Here is a 17,309-nt window from a genome sequence, read left to right as displayed (position 1 = left end):
CGGATACTTAGGTAACATCATCGAGACCTGCTGCCGCCTTGCGACCGGTCATCATCGCGCGCACTAGGTTCTCGCGATGGCGCAGACTGGAGAACACGACACCTGCAACATGGAGGCCGACAAGAGCCAACATTAGGTTGGCAAGGAATTCATGGGTTTTCTCCACCCATTCGACTCCCCAAAACATATCAGTCGTCTGTAACCACCCGGTGCCAGCGAGAGTTCCCATGGTTGCGAGAAGTCCGATAATCATCAAGGCTCCAAGCGGATTGTGTCCGACGTACCGAGCTTCTCGGCCCCCTGCAACGTCGCGAGCATAGTCCAGTGTTAGACCTGGGCCGCGAACGAATTGAGAGAATCTGGCGTAGCGTGTCCCAACGACTCCCCATACCAGCCGAAACGCTATTATCGTCCCGGCCAGATACCCGGCGAATTCGTGCATATCTTTGAGTTCGTCGGCAGTGAGCCACGCCACCGCGAAGCTGGCCACTAGACCCCAATGGAAGACCCTGACGAACGGATCCCAGACTTTCACGGTGGCGCGCATCGGTCAGCCCTCGCTGTCTTCGCTGGTGCCGCCCATGCGTTCGAACGTCTTCGGGTTGAAGTAGGCTTCAACCTTCTTTCCGCCTGCATCAATGGCATAGGCTTCGTAGCAGCCGTCTTCGGTCTTGATGGACCGAACCTGCCATCCGTCTGATTTTAGCTTGGCCTCGAGAGCTTCCCGCGGCTGCCACTCAGCAACCGGAACGTCACATTTGTTTCCAGCAAACGCAGGTGCGGCCGCCAGGGCACCCAACATCACGGCAGGTATCAGAACGATCTTCATTTCAAAGCTCCTTCGGTTGATCCGACGGCCGCTTTGTGAAGCGTTAGCCTGACAACAGCCTGAACGAGACCGCCAACTTGGTCAGACATTGCTTTCAGGTGGATGTCAGGTCTTCATCATAGGCGTGGTCACCACAAAGGGCCTGAAAGATCGACATGCGCATACTCTTGGTCGAAGACGACGACGCGATCGGCGGAGCTGTGAAGGATCACGTCAACGCAGCTGGGCATGCTGTGGATTGGGCGAGGTCGGTGACTGAGGCGAAAGAATATTCGGCGGTCGCTTCGTATGGCCTCGTGCTACTCGATCTGCTTCTGCCTGACGGAAGTGGGCTGACCTTTCTTGAGGGACTTCGCGATCACGGGAATAGGGTTCCTGTCATCATACTGACCGCACGCGATCAGATATCGGATCGCATTTCTGGGCTGAACGCTGGGGCAGACGATTATCTTGTGAAGCCATTCCATCTGGACGAGTTGTCCGCGCGCATACATGCGGTAGCTCGACGCTATGGCAGCAACGATCAGCCAAGGGTTGAAGTCGGTCCGTGGAAAATAGCCATTGCGGAACGAACCATTACCGACGGGGAGCGATGCATTGACCTCACGGGTCGCGAATGGGCGGTCCTTGAAAGACTGCTTCATCGCCAGGGAGCAGTCGTATCGAAGCCTCAAATCGAAGATGCGCTCTATGAGCTGGGAGCGGAGGTGGAGAGCAATACAGTCGAGGTCTACGTCAGCCGGCTGCGGAAAAAACTTGGCGGCGAGCTCGTAGCCACCGTGAGGGGGGTAGGCTACAGGATCGCAACCGCATGAGCAGCCCAGACAGCATGACCCGTCAACTCATGCGATGGCTCATCGTGGTGGCAGTGCTGTTCTGGCTGGCAGCTGCGGCTGTTGCCGCCTTCGTCATGCATCACGAATATCAGGAGGTCTTTGACAGTTCCCTGCAGGAAATGACCCAGCGACTAGTGCCGCTCGTCGTGGATGATCTCTACCGGAGAGGCGCTGCATCCGCGCCTCGGCGCATGGACGAGCTAATACAGGAACACAAAGAGCACTTAATCTACCAAGTGCGCGATGCGAGCGGACAAGTGCTGCTGCATTCGCATGATGCGCCCCAGGATGCATTCGACATTCCGTTGAAGTCCGGTTTTTACCAGACAGCGACACATCGCGTTTACACGGAGGCGGCACTCAGCGGCACCCTTTTCGTTCAGGTGGCAGACCCGCTCGATCATCGTACGGAAGCGATGACCGAAAGTGCGCTCTCGCTCGTCCTTCCTGTTCTGCCGCTAGCGCCCCTGAGCCTGATCGTAATCTGGCTGGTGGTGCGACGGTCATTGAAGCCAATCAGCACCCTGAAGCGGGAGATCGGTTCTCGTGACGGTGCAAACCTCTCGTCGATCAACATCGAGAACCTGCCGAAGGAATTGGCGACGATCGCTGGATCGGTAAACCATCTCCTTAGCCGCCTTAGCCATGCCTTAAAGGCTGAGAGAGAATTTACAGCAAACGCGGCTCACGAGCTGCGCACACCTGTTGCTGGGGCCCTTGCGCAAGCTCAGCGACTGAGCCTGGAGCTGCCGATCGGAAAAGCACAGGGCCGTGCCCGAGACATCGAGCAGTCGCTCGCGAGGCTCGCCCGATTGACGGAAAAGCTTCTTCAGCTTGCCAGAGCGGAGGCCGGAATCGGAACGACCCGGGAGCCATCGGATCTGGCAGCCATCGTTCGTTTAGTGGTTGCTGAGTTCGAGCGCAGCCCGGCGTACTCGAAACGGATCCAACTCGAAATGGACCCGTCTGCTCGGTGGATCAGAAACGTGGATGTCGATGCCTTCGGCATCGTTTTGCGGAATTTGATTGAGAACGCGCTGGTCCATGGGGCTACAGACGGCACAGTGACAATATCTCATCGGAACCAAGATACGATTGCCATCTCCAACTCTGGCGAAACAGTGCCTCCCGAGCAGCTTGAAAAGCTGACGGCCCGATTCAAACGGGGGGCGGGCGAACCGCGGGGACAGGACTGGGGCTATCTATTGCGGCGACTTTGGCAAAACAGATGGGTGCGCAGTTGCGCCTGCAATCGCCTGCAAGCGAAAGACATGACGGCTTCGAGGCGCTTTTGACGGTTTAGGCCTCTGGCCAGCTTGGGTTTGTCGGTCGCCAATAGTGACGTTTGTGCCGTGTCCCGACATATGGTCCTTTTCCAGACCAGTGACTAGTTGGCAAGGAATTGCCTGCCCAATTCCCTACACGGGACCAACTGGCAATGTTGCGGTAGACGAAGGAGATCAGGTAGAGCGTCAGACAGCATGTGACAGCTGGACCAAGCGAGCGAATGCCGATCACAGAGGCAATCACACATGTACCGTTCCGTGGGCGCGCGGTGCCCGCGAGATTTTGCCTTCACGCCCTTAACCAGGGACAGAGAGCCAGAAAGCGAAAGCCCGGACATCTATATGTCCGGGCTCAGACTGCTGACGAACCCCGTCGAATTTCGGCGGGTTTTGTTTTGTGGGTTGATTGAGCTTTTGGCTTGATTTCGGGGAGCAGATGCCAGGGCCGTTGCGAGCCCGCTTTGGCCTCATGCGAGGCTTGGTTTGGGCTTTGGCCAGAGGCTGATTGCGATCTTTTTCATGTTTTGGGCGGCGGCGGCTGCGATCAGGCACTGGCAGGCGACGCGTGTTCGCCCTCGGAAGCGTGCATAGCGATGGCCGAAGAGCTGCTTGGCATCGGCGAAGGATCGCTCGACCGTCTCCTTGCGGCGTCGATAGATCGCCTTGCCCCATGCGGTTAAGCGGTTGGCATCGACCCGCTCGCGGACATCCTGCCAGACATGGCGCGTGATGGTGCGCTCGGCCTTGGCGTTTGATGTGCAAGACGCCAGCAGCGGACAGTTGCGGCAGATCGTCGGGTCGCTCTTGTAGTGGCGATAACCGCCGCGATCTGTGGTGGCGTAAGTGAGCAACTGCCCTGCGGGCAACGATAGCCGTCAAGGTCCGGCTCATGGACGAAAGCGCCCTTCCTCATCTTGCCAGGCTTTGGCCGGGGCGGGTTGCGATAGCCGACGACACCCTGGATGTTCCTGTCCTCCAGGCCCTTGGCGATGCCTGGCGTGGCATAGCCGGCATCCAGCCCCGCCGCCGTGACGTCGAAGCCGAAACGCTCCACCTGGCGGTCGAGCCGGTCGAGATAGACGATCGAGTCATGCACGTTGGCCGGCGTGGCAAACGTGTCGGTGATGATGCCCAAGCCGCCATCCACCGTGCGGTGATCGAGATAAAAGAAGCCCTTCGGCTTGCCCTCGCGCACCATATAGCCTGCCTCAGGATCGGTGCGCGAGACCTTCGTCTCTTTCACCGCAGGCTGCCGCTCCTGCTCCTTCAGCGCCTTCTGGCCGTGCAGCGCCCGTTCGGCATCGATCGCCCGGTCGAGTTCGCCCCAGTAGTCGCACGCGACTTGGCGACCATGGCAAGGTCGTACTTGCCCTTGTTGGCATTGGCCTTCAGGTGCGTGCTGTCGGTGTAGAGCACCGTGCCGTCGACCAAGCCTGCCCCGATCGCCTGCTCGACAATGCGGTCGAAGATCGCCTGCGCGATCGTCTCGTCCTGGTAGCGCCGGCGGCGGTTCTGCGACAATGTCGAGGCGTCGAACACCTTGTCCGTCAGCTTCAGCCGCAGGAACCACCGGTAGGCGACATTGACCTCGATCTCTCGCACCAATTGCCGCTCCGAGCGCACCCCGAACAGGTAGCCGATGAACAGCGCCTTGAACATCAAGGTCGGATCGAGTGGCGGGCGACCCGAGTGGCGGGCGACCATTGTCGGCGCAGTAAAGCGGCGCTGTCAGATCGTGGATGAACGAGAAATCGATAACACCATCGATCTTGCGCAGAAGGTGATCAACTGGAACCAGTTGATCAAGCGTGACGATCTCAAGTGCGGTTTGTTCAGGGCCAGCTCGCTTCAACATCACACACTGAATCACAAACCCCCAACTCTCGCCAGGGGTTTGTCAGCAGTCTGAGCCCGGACATCTATATGTCCGGGCTTTTCCCTCATCGATCTAGGCGAGCCAACTTCTTGTGTCGGATGAGCCATCTATCTTGACGCTGAGCAAGATACGGTGACGCGTCAGGGCAGGCCAACTGCTGGCCAGCCTCAGCTGCACCCTGATGTCGCGCCGCAGGTGTCGCACTTTTCGCAGGTGCCGTTGCGGACCATGGTGAAGTTCTGGCACTCGGAGCAGGAGTTGCCGGTGTAGCCCTGCAGCATCGACTTGGCGCGGCGGTCGGCAGCAACTTTCTTGGCGTCGGAGGCTTCCTGGGCGGCGGCGTCGGTGAACAGCGACGTCGTCACCGTTTCCTCCGTCTCCTCAACGGTGATTTCTTCGGTCAGCTCCTTGGCGCGCTCCTCGTAGTCGCGCTTGTAGGCGGTCGATTCTTCCGCCGAGATAGCCGCCTTTGGCGCCAGCGACAGCACGTTGGAGCCGGAGAAGGCGGTCACCGGTGTGGCGCGCGCCGGGGCGGCGGTGGCCGAACCCTTCGGGTCGTTGCCGGCGCCGGCGGAGACCACCTTGAGTGGCGAGGCACCGCGGGTCAGGCCCTTGGAGAAGGGCAGGGCCTTGCCTTCGGTGATGCCCTTGCCAAGTGCGGTCTTGTCGAAGTCTGACTGGTCGACATGGGCGAGGTCGTGGCGGCCGAGGTAGCTGACGGCGAGCTCGCGGAAGACGTAGTCGAGGATAGAGGTGGCGTTCTTGATGGCATCGTTGCCGATGACCATGCCGGCCGGCTCGAACTTGGTAAAGGTGAAGGCTTCGACATATTCGTCGAGCGGCACGCCGTACTGCAGGCCGAGCGAGATCGCGATGGCGAAGTTGTTCATCATCGCACGGAAGGCAGCGCCTTCCTTGTGCATGTCGATGAAGATTTCGCCCAAGCGGCCGTCGTCGAACTCGCCGGTGCGCAGATAGACCTTGTGGCCGCCGACGACGGCCTTCTGGGTGTAGCCCTTGCGGCGGTTCGGCAGCTTCTCGCGGTCGCGGTAGAGGCGTTCGATGACGCGCTCGACGATCTTTTCGGTGACCTGTACCGCCTTGGCAGCGGCAGGTGCTGCGATCAGCGCCTCGACGACCTCGTCTTCATCCTCGTCCTCGTCAGCGATCAGCGAGGCATTCAGCGGCTGCGACAGCTTCGAGCCGTCGCGGTAGAGCGCGTTGGCCTTCAGCGCCAGCTTCCATGACAGCATGTAGGCGCTCTTGCAGTCCTCGACCGTCGCCTCGTTGGGCATGTTGATGGTCTTGGAGATGGCGCCCGAGATGAAGGGCTGGGCTGCCGCCATCATGCGGATGTGGCTGTCGACCGAGAGATAACGCTTGCCGATCTTGCCGCAGGGGTTGGCGCAGTCGAACACGGCAAGGTGCTCGTCCTTGAGGAAGGGCGCGCCTTCGAGCGTCATCGCACCGCAGACATGGATGTTGGCGGCTTCGATGTCGCGCTTGGAGAAGCCGAGCGCCGGCAGCATCTCGAACGAGAAGTCGTTGAGCTGGGCTTCGGTCAGGCCGAGCACATCCTTGCAGAAGTCCTCGCCGAGCGTCCACTTGTTGAAGACGAACTTGATGTCGAAGGCGCTCTTCAGCGCGGCGTTCAGTGCTTCGATCTTCGCGTCGGAAAAACCCTTGGCCTTCAGCGAGCCGGGGTTGATGCCGGGCGCCTGGTTGAGGTTGCCGTGGCCGACGGCATAAGCCTCGATCTCGGCGATCTGCGCTTCGCTGTAGCCGAGCGTACGCAGCGCCTCGGGTACTGCACGGTTGATGATCTTGAAGTAGCCGCCGCCGGCGAGCTTCTTGAACTTGACCAGTGCGAAGTCAGGTTCGATGCCTGTCGTGTCACAATCCATGACAAGGCCGATCGTGCCGGTCGGCGCGATAACGGTTGCCTGGGCGTTGCGGTAGCCGTGCTTTTCGCCAAGCTCGATGGCGAGGTCCCAGGCAGCGCGGGCGTGGCTGACCAGCTCCTGCTGCTTGACGTCGCTTGCCACCAGCGGAACCGGATTGACCGACAGCTTCTCGTAGCCGTCCTTGTCGCCGTAGGCGGCGCGGCGGTGGTTGCGCATGACACGCAGCATGTTGTCGGCGTTGCGATCGTAATCGGCAAAGGCGCCGAGTTCGGAGGCCATCTCGGCCGAGGTGGCATAGGCAATGCCGGTCATGATCGCGGTCAGCGCTGCGCCGATGGCGCGGCCTTCGTCGCTGTCATACGGAATGCCCGAGGTCATCAGCAGGCCGCCGATATTGGCATAGCCCAGACCAAGCGTGCGGTACTCGTAGGACAGCTTGGCGATTTCCTTGGACGGGAACTGCGCCATCATGACCGAGATTTCGAGCACCATGGTCCACAGCCGCACGGTGTGCTCGTAGGCGGCGATGTCGATGCTGCCGTCGGCGTTGCGGTAGGGCAAAAGGTTGATCGACGCCAGGTTGCAGGCGGTATCGTCGAGGAACATGTATTCCGAGCACGGATTGGAGCCGCGGATCGGGCCGGCAGCCGGGCTGGTGTGCCAGTCGTTCATCGTGGTGTTGAAGTGCAGGCCGGGATCGGCCGAAGCCCAGGCGGCGTAGCCGATCTTTTCCCACAGGTCGCGCGCCTTGAGCGTCTTCATCACCTTGCCGTCCTTGCGGGCGGTCAGGTGCCAGTCGCCATCGGTTTCCACGGCGCGCAGGAAGTCGTCCTTGAGCGAGACCGAGTTGTTGGAGTTCTGGCCCGAAACGGTGAGGTAGGCTTCCGAATCCCAGTCGGTGTCGTAGGTCTTGAACTCGATCGAGGTGTAGCCCTGCCTGGCGAACTGGATGACGCGGTAGATGTAGTTTTCCGGCACCGCGTTCTTCTTGGCGGCCTTGATCTCGCGCTTGAGCGCGGTGTTGATCGTCGGATCGAAGCAATCGTCATCCTGGCCTTCGCAGTTGACGCAGGCAGCCATGATCTTGGCGAGGTGCTGCTTGACGATCTTGGAGCCGGTGACGAGTGCTGCGACCTTCTGCTCTTCCTTCACCTTCCAGTCGATATAGGCCTCGATGTCGGGGTGGTCGGCGTCGACGACGACCATCTTGGCGGCGCGGCGGGTGGTGCCGCCTGACTTGATGGCGCCGGCGGCACGATCGCCGATCTTGAGGAAGCTCATCAGGCCCGACGAACGGCCGCCACCGGACAGCTTTTCGCCTTCGCCGCGCAGCATCGAGAAGTTGGAGCCGGTGCCCGAGCCATATTTGAACAGCCGTGCCTCACGCACCCACAGGTCCATGATGCCGCCCTCGTTGACGAGGTCGTCCTGCACTCCCTGGATGAAGCAGGCATGCGGCTGCGGATGTTCGTAGGACGACTTCGACTTGGTCAGCTTGCCGGTGAAGGGGTCGACATAGAAATGGCCCTGGCCGGGACCGTCGATGCCATAGGCCCAGTGCAGGCCGGTGTTGAACCACTGCGGCGAGTTTGGCGCGACGCGCTGGGTGGCGAGCATGTAGGCCAGTTCGTCGTTGAAGGCGCGGGCGTCGCCTTCGGACTTGAAATAGCCACCCTTCCAGCCCCAGTAAGTCCAGGTGCCGGCGAGGCGGTCAAAGACCTGACGGGCGTCGGTCTCGGAGCCATAGCGTTCGTTCTCGGGCAGCTTTTCCAGTTCGGCTTCGTCGGGAACCGAGCGCCACAGGAACGAGGGGACGTCGTTCTCCTCGACCTTCTTCAGCCGGGCGGGCACGCCGGCCTTGCGGAAATATTTCTGCGCCAGGATGTCGGCAGCGACCTGGCTGAACTGCGCCGGCACGTCGATATTGTCGAGGCGGAACACCACCGAACCGTCGGGGTTCTTGATCTCGGATAGGGCCTTGCGGAACTCGATCGCCGCATAGGCCGATTGTCCATCCTTGGTGAAACGCCGCTCGATGCGCATCGGTCGATTTCCTTTTGTCTATATATAGCGTCTTTCGCGGGAGATTTCCCGTTGCTGATGCGAAAGACGCAAGCCCGTGTGATCCGGCTGCCTGGACAGCCGGTTGCCTTTTCCCGGACTAGCCGCCGCCTGACTGGAGAATCTCCTTGCGGAGACTGCTTTCCTCAAGCCTGCGGCCCGCACCGGGCCCGTCGAACTGAAACTTTGATTGCGACTCCCTCATGGAGGGACAACTCACACTATCTAGCGTTCAGGCTGCCTGCAAACACTAAATATAGTGTTAACAGAAGATTTCCGCCAGTCCCCAATTTTTACCCGCAACCTCTTGGACACCCCGGAACCGCACGCAGAAACGCCCCGCCGGGGCGGGTGCAAATGCGAGCGGGAACTCACTAAATCTGGAGAAAAGGACCGGCCTCAGAACTTTCCGGTCACGCGCTCAACAAGCGCGCTTGAGTCATAAAAAGCGACTCGGCCGTTAACGTCAAGAAGTCGTTTATGCAGAATTTGTGACCCCAACATCTTGTGTGTCACTTGTGTGGATAACGGGGAGAACCAGCCGCGTGAACGAAGCCGGCGAAAGGGCGGTCAGGGCGGGCCGCGAACCCACTGCGCGGGCGCAAGCCCGTTTCAGGCGGCGTATTTTCCGTGCGCGGCACCGAAGGACGAGATCAGCCGGCAAAGATCGGGTTCGTTGACCATGCGCGCGGCTTCGTTTGGCGAGACCCACTTGCGCGTGCGCTGGCGTCGCTCCTTCCACTTCTCGGCGACCTTGCGCACCTCGAGCGGATAGACGAGCACCTCGCAGGCGACCTGCTCGCCGTTGGAAAGCTCCTTGAGATAGAAATAGCGGCCGGCTTCGTCGGTATCGACCGAGCCGCTGAGGCCGGCTTCCTCGCTCGCCTCGCGCGCGGCGGTCTCGCACAGTCGTTCCGACGGTTCCGGCCAGCCCTTGGGCAGCACCCAGCGGCCGGTGTCGCGGCTGGTGATGAGCATGATCTCGATGCCGGTTGCGGTGCGGTGCCAGGGCAGGGCGGCGACTTGCAGCCTGCAGGGCGTCGCGCCGAACAGGCGTCGGATCCGCTCGAGGAGGTGATTGTGGTAGCTTGGCTTCATAAGCATCGGCAGTCCCACCCAGCCAGAAGACTCATATGCCGCTTAACGAATTGTACGGTTAATCCTCCGTAACAAAAGTAAATAGATTGATAATGAAGGCGCCCGGCACGCATCGGCCCGAAAATCGAAATCGATTTTCGGAAACACGATGCGAACCCTGGATGGTCAGAGCATCCTTTGCGCGCCCGAACAGGAGGCGCGGCGCTCTAATGGCCGGGCCGCTCGAGACTTCGGAGACGGGCGTCGTGGCTCAGCCCATGTGGTCTTCGGCGATCGGCTTCTGGTAGGTGAAGCCGAGATCCCAAGGGAAATAGATCCAGGTGTCCTGCGACACCTCGGTCACGAAGGTGTCGACCAGCGGCCGGCCCTTGGGCTTGGCGTAGACGGTAGCGAAATGCGCCTTGGGCATCATCGCGCGCACGATCGCCGCGGTCTTGCCAGTGTCGGTCAGGTCGTCGACGATCAGCACGTTCTCGCCTTCGCCTTCGAGCAGCGAGGGCGTGATCTCCTTCAGCACCTGCAGCTGACCCTGCGAGGTGTAGTCGTGATAGGAGGCGATGCAGATCGTCTCGATCAGGCGGATGCCGAGTTCGCGCGAGATGATGGCCGCGGGCACTAGGCCGCCGCGAGTGATGCAGACGATCGCCTTCCACTGCGGGTTGACGCCGGCGAGGCGCCAGGCGAGCGCACGCGCGTCGCGATGGAACTGGTCCCAGGATACGGGAAAGGCTTTTTCGGGAAGGGACATGTGACGCGCACTCCGGCTCGGCGCGCCATATGGCGCGGAAATAGGGGAATGCAGGCGGAATTAGCCGGAAAGCCCCGTCCTTGGCAAGGGCGGGGCGGCAGGAGTTGTGCGGTAATCTTACCGCGACAGCAGGATAGCCGTGTCGCCGGCCTGCAGGACGTTGCGGGTGACGCCGCCGAACAGGAATTCGCGGATCCAGGAATGGCTGTAGGCGCCCATCACCAGGAGGTCGGCGCCGGTTTCGACAACCTTGTTGTGGATGACGGCATCGACCGTGTGGCCGCGCGATTCCTGAACACTGACCGACACTTTGGCGCCATGGCGGGCAAAGGCGGAGGCGATCTCCGCACCTGCCGCGTCCATGCTCTGGGCTGCTGTTTCGGCCGGATCGATGACCAGGATTTCGATGGCATCGGCCTCGATGACGAAGGGCAAGGCATCGAAGGCGGCGCGGGTGGCTTCGCGGCTGCCGTTCCAGGCGATCAGAATGCGGCGGAATGTCGAGATCAGCGGCGCGGCATGCGGCACGACAAGCACCGGCCGGCCGGCCTCGTAGATCAAAGAGTCTATATCGGCGGCAACAGAGTCCTTCGCATCCGGAGATGCCTGGGCGACGATGACGATGTCGGCGCAACGTGCGCTTTCGACCCCCGACAGCGCGCTGTCGCCGGAAAAGCTCTCGAAGCTGCGCCATTCGAACGACACGCCCGACGTCTCGATGCGCGACAGGAATGCCTTCTGCACCTTTTCGGCGCGCTCCTTGCACAGGTCGGCATTGGCCTGGATGAATTCGGTGTCGGGAAATCCGACAGCCGTCGTGTAGGGCATGGCCAGCGCCTCGGCGTGGACGCCGATCAGGTGGCTTTCGTGCCGGTCGGCAAACGGGATCGCCACGTCGAGAACGCGGCTGACGTCGCGTTCGCTCTGGATGATGGCAACGATTGTCTTGAACGGCATGGAACCCTCCTTTGTGCGCAGAAATCTGCTCAGCAAAGAAACACTATCATGCGGCTACTTGTTCCCATGTGACCTGGATCAAGTGTTTGAGATCAAGTCGTTGTGGCTTGTTTGGCAGCAGCTGCGATGTCGGCGAGCATGGCCTCGATGGCGATACGGGCGGCGTCCATGGCTTGCTCGGAGCGGGAGCGCACGACGAGTTCGGTCCAGAAGCTGCCGTCGAGATATTTCGGGTAGGAGCCGATAATGGTGTCGGGATGCGCCTTCTGGATCTCGCCGAGCGGGCCGCCGATGGTGCCTTCGCCATAGGGACACTGCACCGTCGTCGACAGCAGCTTGGCGCCGGTTCTGAGGGTGGGCATGACATTGTCGAGCATCGCCTGGAAAATCGACGGCACGCCGGCCATGACGTGGACGTTGCCGATGCGGAAGCCGGGCGCCACCGAGACCGGGTTTTCGATCAGTTCGGCGCCGCGCGGCGTGCGCGCCATGCGCTTGCGCGCCTCGGAGAATTCGAGGCCGCGCGAGGCGTAGTTGGCTTCGAGCATGGCATAGGCGCGCGGCTCGTATTCGCACGGCACGCCGAATGCCTTGGAGATCGAGTCGGCGGTGATATCGTCATGCGTCGGGCCGATGCCGCCCGTGGTGAAGACGTAGTCGTAGCGGGCGCGCACGGCATTGACCGCAGCGACGATCTCGTCCTCGTCGTCTGCTACAACGCGCACTTCCCTGAGGTCGATGCCGGCGGCCGTCATCATGTCGGCGAGGTGGCCGATATTCTTGTCCTTGGTGCGCCCGGACAGGATCTCGTCGCCGATGACGACCATTGCTGCGGTGACGATGTCGGCCATGTCGAATGCTCCGTTCAAAGGCAACAGTGAGATACAGCCGAGAGCACAAGCGGGCAATGGTCGCTGTTTGGTGAACGATGCGTCACGTATAGGCACGCTTTCATTGAACGCGCATTGGATTACATCTCTCCCAGACGCCGACCCAAGACGGCGCAACGAGATTTTCCCGCTGGAGTTTGAAATGGCTAAGATTCTTGTTCTCTACTATTCGAGCTGGGGCCACATGGAGCAGATGGCCAAGGCCGCTGCCGAAGGCGCCCGTGCTGCCGGTGCAGACGTGACCATCAAGCGTGTTCCCGAGCTGGTTCCCGAGGCTGTCGCCAAGGCCGCCTACTACAAGCTCGACCAGGAAGCCCCGATCGCCGATCCGCTCGAACTGGCCGACTATGACGGCATCATCATCGGCACCGCCACCCGCTACGGCACAATGGCCTCGCAGATGAAGAACTTCCTCGACCAGACCGGCCCGCTCTGGGCCAAGGGCGCGCTGCTCGACAAGGTCGGCTCGGTCATGGTGTCGACCGCGACCCAGCATGGCGGCGCCGAACTGGCGCTCATCAACGCCCAGATCCACCTGCAGCACCACGGCATGGTGATCGTTCCGCTGTCCTATGCCTACCAGGGCCAGATGGGCAACGACGTCGTCCGCGGCGGCGCACCTTACGGCATGACCACCACCTCGGACGGCGACGGTTCGCGCCAGCCTTCGGCACAGGAACTCGAAGGCGCCCACTTCCAGGGCAAGCGCGTGGCCGAGATCGCCATCCGCCTGCATGGCAAGGGCTCGAACGCCGTCAAGGAAGTTGCATAACAGGGACGTTGCTTAGCAACGAACTTGCTTAACAGCTTCGGATCGTTATGATTTTTGTGAACGGGCGGCCGCTGGGCCGCCCGTTTTGCATTGGTGGGTTTGAGCCCGCGCTCCTGGGCGGCTAGACTGCCGGCATTGCTTCCAGGAGGTTCGATGGCGACGACGATTCTCGGCTGGGTGGCCAGCATCGCCTTCCTAGCCATTGCCCTTGTCGGCGGCTATTTCGTGCTGGCGACACGCAGGATCTCGGCGCAGGCCGAACGCGCCGTGCCGGCCAGCGGCAAGTTCCTGCAACTGGGCCGCCACAACATTCATTATGCCGATGAAGGGCAGGGCCGGCCGATCCTGTTCATCCACGGCCTCGGTGCGCAACTGCACCATTTCCGCCATCCGCTGTTTCCCGAACTCGCCGAATTCAGATGCATCGCACTCGATCGGCCGGGCTCGGGCTATTCCATCCGGCCGACCGGCTTTTCCGGCAGCCTGGTCGAGCAGGCCGAACTGGTCGCGCGCTTCATCGAAAAACTTGGGCTGGAGCGGCCGCTTGTCGTGGGCCATTCGCTCGGCGGTGCGGTCGCCCTCACGCTGGCGCAAAACCATCCGCAGGCGCTGTCGGGGCTCGTGCTGCTGTCGCCGCTGACACATCTGGAGGACGAGCTGCGGCCGGAATTCCGCGCGCTCTACATCAAGTCGCCGCTGAAGCGCCGGCTGGTGGCGGAGACGATTGCCATACCGACGAGCCTGAAATACGCGCCGCAGACCTTGGCCTTCCTGTTTTCGCCGCAGGCGGCACCGAAGGATTATGGCACGTCAGGCGGCGGTTTTGCCGGGCTGCGGCCGAGCCATTTCTACGCGTCCTCAGCCGACATGGTGGCGATCGAGCTTAATCTCGGCGCCATCGAGGCGCGTTATGGCGAGCTCGACCTGCCGGTCGCGGTGATGTTCGGCACCGCCGACCGTGTGCTCGACTACCGGCTGCACGGTGAACCCCTGATCGGCAGGATCAAGGGCATGGATCTCGACCTGGTCGAAGGCCTCGGCCACATGCCGCAATTCGTCGAGCCGCAACGGGTGGCGGCGATGATCCGGCGCATTGCTGCCAGGGCATTCGCCTCGGAACGGGCCGAGGGTCAGTAGCCGCAGGAATTGCTCATCCATTTGCGGTGGGCCCAGCCTTCAAAACCGTCGCCGCCGACGAAGTACCAGCTGCCGCGCCTGTCGGTGATCTCGACAGTGTCGCCGTTGAACAGCTGGTGGACCATGGGCGCCGAGGCGCTCGCGCCGGCGCGCACGGCAAGGAAGCCGGTGCCGCGGGCCAGACTGTAGGTACGCGACAGGCCGTGAACGGTGCCTTCGCAATATTGCGCCTGCGCCGGTGTCGCGACGCCGATGGATAGCGTTGCCGCAACGGTGGCAAGCACTGCGGCCGAGAGCGCCGCCTTGGTTGAAAATGCTGGTTTGCCTGCAAATACTGACATGAGCGACATGGTTCGGCCTCCGCTGGGCAACCGGCGTCTCGCCGGATGCCGGTGAGTGTCGCTGACATGGCAAAAGGTTCAGGCAGTTCGTTGCAAACGGCTAGTCGGAGACTTCGGTGTCCGGCCTGTCGTCGCCCTTGGCGAGTTCGTCGTGCCAGCGGCCCTCCGCATCCTCGTACTGGATGCCGTCGGTCGAGCCGGCGACGCGCTGTTCGGCTGCCGCAGTCTCGGCGGCCTGCAGGGCGTGATTGTGGGTGGGGAAGGTCTCGGAAAAGGTGTCGCCGACCTTATAGGCCCAGCCACCATCGTGCTGGACGATCTCATAGACGAGCTTGGCCATGGGTTTCCTCGTTGGGTGGCATGTCGTTGTGCATCAGCGCCTCGAGCGGCCGTGCTGCCGCGAGTGTCCGCGCGCCAGTGAGGAGAGCCTCACGACCGTCCCGGCCTATCCGGTGGGCATGGCAAATACGGTGAGCGGTAGGCGACCCAGTGCCAGGCGCAACGGTGCTTGCTGTCAGGCGACAACCGACGGTCGTCTGGCGCGGAGGCGCAACAGATGCACGGCGCGCAATGGATTCATATGCGACCATGCCCGCTCAAACGTTGCCGGGCGCAAATGGTTGCATGCCGTCAAACGGCGTTTTGGACGGTGCTTTCTGGTCCGGTTCAGAGAGGGACGATGGAAAACACGACCCAGGCGCCGCAAACGGCGGCGGCAAGTCCAAGGCAGGCGCTACGGTGTTTTTCCCAGAAGTATGGCGCACGTTCCCAATTGTAGTGCATGTACTCGGCTCCCCACTCACAACGCCCCCACGCGGTGAAGTTGTATTTCACTCTGAAACAATCCGCAATTTTCCGGTGTGGTTGTGAGGTGAGGAAAGAATGTGAGCGTGGTAATTATGTCACGCTAATATGTGGGCGGATATGCCTCGCGATCGAGGCTCGATTCGCGTGCTCTGGGCAATGGAGCCGTTTGGTGCGGACGGCGGGGATCGAACCCGCATAGCCGAGGCTGAGAGATTTTAAGTCTCTTGCGTCTACCAGTTTCGCCACGTCCGCTTGGCTCGCATTTCAACTGCGCAGGCGATTCCGTCAACTGGCCTTGTGCCGCCACCGGACCGTGACGGGCAATTGGTGCCCTGAATGGGGGCTGCCGTGCCATCCAGCTTGGGTCTGGATCGCGTCCCGCCGCGTGGGAACGATCAACTCCAGCAGGTGCTTGCCATATGCGTCCGGTGTCCCGGGAAGCGCTTGTGGCTACTCCGTTCCGTTGAAATCGAGCAGTGGGGACACCACCGCTGCAGCATCCTTTTTCACCGACTTGCGGGGCGTCTTTCTGGCCGGCTTCTTGCCCGCCTCCTTCGTTGCGACATTTGCCGCTTCCTGCGGTACTGCGGCCGGCAAGGCCGCCTTTGCAGGCGTGGGTTTTGCTGCGGCAGGGGCCGCCTTTTCTGTGAACTTGATTGCCATGCTGTCCGCCATTTCATCGCGCCGCGAGTCAGCGGCCTTGGCCCTCCATACACGATTTGTTCCGCTTGGGGGCAATGAAGGGCATGGTCGATGCGACGAACGGCGGCGAGCCGGCGCAGCGGCCGATGGCGATCGCTTGTTGCGGTCGCCTGCAAAGGCAGAACGGGCGCTGCGGTTGAAAGTCTACTTCCGGTCGATGAACTCCAGCACCGATCTGTTGTACTCGTCCGGTGCCTGCAGCATGGCGAAGTGGCTGGCGTTGGGCAGGATGATCAGCTCGGCGCCGGGAATGATCGAGGCCATGTATTCGGTGTGCTTGCGCGTCACCGCCTCGTCATGGTCGCCGAGAACGATGGCCGTCGGCGCCGTTATCGTCGCCAGCTGTTCCTTGGTCCAGTTCGGCTGCGTCTTCCACATCTCGCTGATCTGGCCGACGAAGGCGTCGTATTCGGTCGGCGTCTTGGACATCCTGGCATAGTCCCTGCCGGAGCGCTCGATATAGGCGCCGAAGGTCTTGTTGGTCTCGACACCGGGATCGACACCATCGGTGGTGACGTTGGCAGCATGTGCGTAGAGCCGCGTCAGGCGCTCCGGGTGCTTCATGGCGATGTCGATACCAATGATGCCGCCGTCGCTCCACCCGACGATCGCGGTCTTGTCGATCTTGAGATGGTCGAGCAGCGCAAGATAATCTGAGGCCATCAACTCATAGCCGAAGGGCTCGGTGGTGCGTGTCGAGCGGCCATGGCCGCGGCTGTCGGCGACGATCACCTTGTGGGTCTTGGAGAGCTCGGCCACCTGGCTTGCCCAGATGTCGGCATGGCCGAGGCCGCCATGGATCAAGAGCACCGGGTCGCCCGAGCCGTACACGGCATAATACATGTCGATGCCGTTGACCTTGGCATAGCCGGTTTCGGTGGGGGCCGGCATGGCGGCCGGGTCCGGCAAGGTCAGCCAGCGCTCTTCAGCACCCTCTGCAGCAATGGAAAACAGTGAAACAAAAGCAACAACAACGGCAGTCCAGAAAGAACGCATGCCCGCCTCCGCCCATCTTGTGCGGCAAGTGACTGCCAATGCGCTGGAAAAGTCAACGGGCGGAAGATC

At 61.6% G+C, this 17,309-nt stretch carries 15 protein-coding genes, 1 tRNA gene and 1 pseudogene; 4 read left to right on the top strand and 13 right to left on the bottom strand.

Annotation, left to right across the window (positions count from 1 at the left end; genetic code table 11):
* Positions 1–7: 7 nt before the first annotated feature.
* The gene (locus SLT36_RS17725; RefSeq protein WP_432283722.1) at positions 8–547 is read right to left on the bottom strand and encodes a cytochrome b/b6 domain-containing protein; all 540 of its coding nucleotides are present in this window, start codon (positions 545–547) and stop codon (positions 8–10) included.
* 3 nt (positions 548–550) lie between these two features.
* Positions 551–829 (bottom strand): PepSY domain-containing protein, encoded by a 279-nt coding sequence (locus SLT36_RS17720; protein ID WP_432283721.1) that lies wholly within the window; start codon positions 827–829, stop codon positions 551–553.
* Between the two features lie 155 nt (positions 830–984).
* On the opposite strand from SLT36_RS17720, the gene SLT36_RS17715 reads away from it, so the two are divergent.
* Positions 985–1,644: a response regulator transcription factor gene (locus tag SLT36_RS17715; protein WP_432283720.1), complete on the top strand. Its 660-nt coding sequence runs from the start codon at positions 985–987 to the stop codon at positions 1,642–1,644.
* Positions 1,641–2,960, top strand: coding sequence for a sensor histidine kinase (locus SLT36_RS17710; RefSeq protein ID WP_432283719.1), 1,320 nt, complete (start codon positions 1,641–1,643; stop codon positions 2,958–2,960). Before SLT36_RS17715 ends, SLT36_RS17710 begins: the two co-directional genes overlap by 4 nt.
* 458 nt (positions 2,961–3,418) lie before the next feature.
* Here SLT36_RS17710 and SLT36_RS17705 read toward each other — a convergent pair.
* The 6 genes and pseudogenes from SLT36_RS17705 to SLT36_RS17680 form a co-directional block, all read right to left on the bottom strand.
* Positions 3,419–4,806: pseudogene (locus SLT36_RS17705) on the bottom strand (IS1182 family transposase).
* A 188-nt stretch (positions 4,807–4,994) separates the two neighbouring features.
* Positions 4,995–8,774, bottom strand: a complete 3,780-nt coding sequence (locus SLT36_RS17700; RefSeq protein ID WP_432283718.1) for a vitamin B12-dependent ribonucleotide reductase — start codon at positions 8,772–8,774, stop codon at positions 4,995–4,997.
* Between the two features lie 630 nt (positions 8,775–9,404).
* The gene (locus tag SLT36_RS17695) at positions 9,405–9,896 is read right to left on the bottom strand and encodes an NUDIX hydrolase (protein ID WP_432283717.1); all 492 of its coding nucleotides are present in this window, start codon (positions 9,894–9,896) and stop codon (positions 9,405–9,407) included.
* Between the two features lie 244 nt (positions 9,897–10,140).
* Positions 10,141–10,638: a xanthine phosphoribosyltransferase gene (gene gpt, locus SLT36_RS17690; protein ID WP_055970685.1), complete on the bottom strand. Its 498-nt coding sequence runs from the start codon at positions 10,636–10,638 to the stop codon at positions 10,141–10,143.
* A gap of 117 nt (positions 10,639–10,755) precedes the next feature.
* Positions 10,756–11,595: a universal stress protein gene (locus tag SLT36_RS17685; RefSeq protein WP_432283716.1), complete on the bottom strand. Its 840-nt coding sequence runs from the start codon at positions 11,593–11,595 to the stop codon at positions 10,756–10,758.
* 92 nt (positions 11,596–11,687) lie between these two features.
* Positions 11,688–12,446 (bottom strand): competence/damage-inducible protein A, encoded by a 759-nt coding sequence (locus SLT36_RS17680; RefSeq protein ID WP_432283715.1) that lies wholly within the window; start codon positions 12,444–12,446, stop codon positions 11,688–11,690.
* Between the two features lie 181 nt (positions 12,447–12,627).
* Between SLT36_RS17680 and wrbA the strand changes: the two genes are divergently transcribed.
* Together wrbA and SLT36_RS17670 are read left to right on the top strand one after the other, a co-directional pair.
* Positions 12,628–13,257: an NAD(P)H:quinone oxidoreductase type IV gene (wrbA, locus tag SLT36_RS17675; protein ID WP_067961485.1), complete on the top strand. Its 630-nt coding sequence runs from the start codon at positions 12,628–12,630 to the stop codon at positions 13,255–13,257.
* A gap of 153 nt (positions 13,258–13,410) precedes the next feature.
* Positions 13,411–14,394 carry an alpha/beta fold hydrolase gene (locus tag SLT36_RS17670; RefSeq protein ID WP_432283714.1) on the top strand — a complete coding sequence of 328 codons (984 nt, stop codon included), beginning with the start codon at positions 13,411–13,413 and terminating at the stop codon, positions 14,392–14,394.
* Here SLT36_RS17670 and SLT36_RS17665 read toward each other — a convergent pair.
* From SLT36_RS17665 to SLT36_RS17645, 5 genes are all read right to left on the bottom strand, one after another.
* Positions 14,388–14,744 carry an SH3 domain-containing protein gene (locus SLT36_RS17665; RefSeq protein ID WP_432283713.1) on the bottom strand — a complete coding sequence of 119 codons (357 nt, stop codon included), beginning with the start codon at positions 14,742–14,744 and terminating at the stop codon, positions 14,388–14,390. The genes SLT36_RS17670 and SLT36_RS17665 overlap by 7 nt on opposite strands.
* A 91-nt stretch (positions 14,745–14,835) precedes the next feature.
* Positions 14,836–15,075 (bottom strand): DUF2188 domain-containing protein, encoded by a 240-nt coding sequence (locus SLT36_RS17660; protein ID WP_182574111.1) that lies wholly within the window; start codon positions 15,073–15,075, stop codon positions 14,836–14,838.
* A 634-nt stretch (positions 15,076–15,709) separates the two neighbouring features.
* Positions 15,710–15,794, bottom strand: a tRNA-Leu gene (locus tag SLT36_RS17655).
* 198 nt (positions 15,795–15,992) lie between these two features.
* On the bottom strand, positions 15,993–16,205 hold the full coding sequence (locus SLT36_RS17650; RefSeq protein ID WP_432283712.1) for a hypothetical protein: 213 nt from the start codon (positions 16,203–16,205) through the stop codon (positions 15,993–15,995).
* 183 nt (positions 16,206–16,388) lie between these two features.
* Positions 16,389–17,240, bottom strand: coding sequence for an alpha/beta fold hydrolase (locus SLT36_RS17645; RefSeq protein ID WP_432283711.1), 852 nt, complete (start codon positions 17,238–17,240; stop codon positions 16,389–16,391).
* Positions 17,241–17,309 lie beyond the last annotated feature (69 nt).

It is taken from the genome of Aminobacter sp. BA135 (assembly GCF_050859125.1).
Lineage (GTDB): Bacteria > Pseudomonadota > Alphaproteobacteria > Rhizobiales > Rhizobiaceae > Aminobacter > Aminobacter ciceronei.
Note: the sequence above shows the minus strand (reverse complement) of the source record. Positions and strands in the feature narration are given on the sequence as shown.

Coding starts and splice junctions, on each gene's coding strand:
- SLT36_RS17720 (WP_432283721.1), bottom strand. CDS start 829: ATGAAGATCGTTCTGATACCTGCCGTGATGTTGGGTGCCCTGGCGGCC.
- SLT36_RS17680 (WP_432283715.1), bottom strand. CDS start 12,446: ATGGCCGACATCGTCACCGCAGCAATGGTCGTCATCGGCGACGAGATC.
- SLT36_RS17650 (WP_432283712.1), bottom strand. CDS start 16,205: ATGGCAATCAAGTTCACAGAAAAGGCGGCCCCTGCCGCAGCAAAACCC.
- SLT36_RS17710 (WP_432283719.1), top strand. CDS start 1,641: ATGAGCAGCCCAGACAGCATGACCCGTCAACTCATGCGATGGCTCATC.
- gpt (WP_055970685.1), bottom strand. CDS start 10,638: ATGTCCCTTCCCGAAAAAGCCTTTCCCGTATCCTGGGACCAGTTCCAT.
- SLT36_RS17725 (WP_432283722.1), bottom strand. CDS start 547: ATGCGCGCCACCGTGAAAGTCTGGGATCCGTTCGTCAGGGTCTTCCAT.
- wrbA (WP_067961485.1), top strand. CDS start 12,628: ATGGCTAAGATTCTTGTTCTCTACTATTCGAGCTGGGGCCACATGGAG.
- SLT36_RS17700 (WP_432283718.1), bottom strand. CDS start 8,774: ATGCGCATCGAGCGGCGTTTCACCAAGGATGGACAATCGGCCTATGCG.
- SLT36_RS17645 (WP_432283711.1), bottom strand. CDS start 17,240: ATGCGTTCTTTCTGGACTGCCGTTGTTGTTGCTTTTGTTTCACTGTTT.
- SLT36_RS17685 (WP_432283716.1), bottom strand. CDS start 11,595: ATGCCGTTCAAGACAATCGTTGCCATCATCCAGAGCGAACGCGACGTC.
- SLT36_RS17670 (WP_432283714.1), top strand. CDS start 13,411: ATGGCGACGACGATTCTCGGCTGGGTGGCCAGCATCGCCTTCCTAGCC.
- SLT36_RS17660 (WP_182574111.1), bottom strand. CDS start 15,075: ATGGCCAAGCTCGTCTATGAGATCGTCCAGCACGATGGTGGCTGGGCC.
- SLT36_RS17695 (WP_432283717.1), bottom strand. CDS start 9,896: ATGCTTATGAAGCCAAGCTACCACAATCACCTCCTCGAGCGGATCCGA.
- SLT36_RS17715 (WP_432283720.1), top strand. CDS start 985: ATGCGCATACTCTTGGTCGAAGACGACGACGCGATCGGCGGAGCTGTG.
- SLT36_RS17665 (WP_432283713.1), bottom strand. CDS start 14,744: ATGTCGCTCATGTCAGTATTTGCAGGCAAACCAGCATTTTCAACCAAG.